Below are 1,127 nucleotides of genomic sequence, written 5' to 3' on the forward strand. Positions count from 1 at the left end.
GATGTCTGTTTCCTTTGTTTCAGATATAAAAAAAGACATTGAAGAGGTTGTAGAATCTGCACTTAATAAAGACAGTCATATTAAAGTAGAACCCGACCTTTTAATTGATTTTGATGAAACTAAAGAACAATATTTCACTAAAATAAAAAATCGCAATTCCAATCACTAGTTCACTACGAATTGATGAATAATCAATACCGTTATAATCATTTCCGTACATAACACTGCCCCGCTCAAGGTACGTTATGGAGGAAATTATAAATGGCAACAATCAAGAAGTATCAGGACAAGGACGGGAATACCCGTTATCAGTTTCAAGTTTATTTAGGTGTTGATCCTCAAACTGGTAAAAAGAAGTCAACCCGGCGGCGGGGTTTTAAATCAAAAAGCGCTGCCCGTATTGCTTTATCCAGAATTGAAGTAGAGTTACAGCAAGAACCCGTTTTGCCAGTTGATAATAATATTCTTTTCGTTGACGTTTATCACGAATGGTACGACCAGTATATTAATACCGTTCGTGAAAGCACTTGGGCACGGACTGCTGGCATGTTCGATAATCACATTTTGCCATTGTTTGGCAACAAGCGGTTACGAACCATCACCGTCAACCAGTGCCAACGTGCTGTTAATCTATGGTTTAAAGAAGTCACGTACAATTACAAGCGTTGGTACAATTATCTGGTAGCAGTCTTTGAATACGGCTTAAAACACGGCTATATCACGCATAATCCAGCTAGAATGATTACAATGCCAGTTAAGCCTGATAGTTGGGGTGATAAGCCCGACAACTTCTGGGATCGCGATCAACTAAAAACGTTCTTCAAGTGCATTGACCAGCAAAAAGAGACCGAAAAGTATTGTCTCTTCCGGGTACTAGCGTTTGCAGGCGTACGGCGCGGCGAGTGTTTAGCCCTGACATGGCAAGATATTGACTTTGTCCATAAGACCTTGCGGGTTAATAAAACACTCACCCAAGGGAAACGTGGCAAGCAGATTATTCAAGCCCCTAAGACAAAAAAAGGCCGCCGCACTGTCAGCTTAGACAATACGACGGTAGAAATATTACAACGCTGGCATAAACAGCAACGTGAATATTATTTGTTTTTAGGTTTTAATACGTTGCAACC

At 40.4% G+C, this 1,127-nt stretch carries 1 protein-coding gene; it reads left to right on the forward strand.

All coding sequences use genetic code 11. The annotated features are described in order from the left end of the window. Window positions 1-261: 261 nt before the first annotated feature. On the forward strand, window positions 262-1,127 hold an 866-nt coding region (locus MMY95_RS15590; protein ID WP_241277822.1), incomplete at its 3' end, for a site-specific integrase.

Origin of the sequence: Lactiplantibacillus sp. ME-2 (assembly GCF_022549155.1) — a bacterium.
Taxonomy (GTDB): domain Bacteria; phylum Bacillota; class Bacilli; order Lactobacillales; family Lactobacillaceae; genus Lactiplantibacillus; species Lactiplantibacillus plantarum.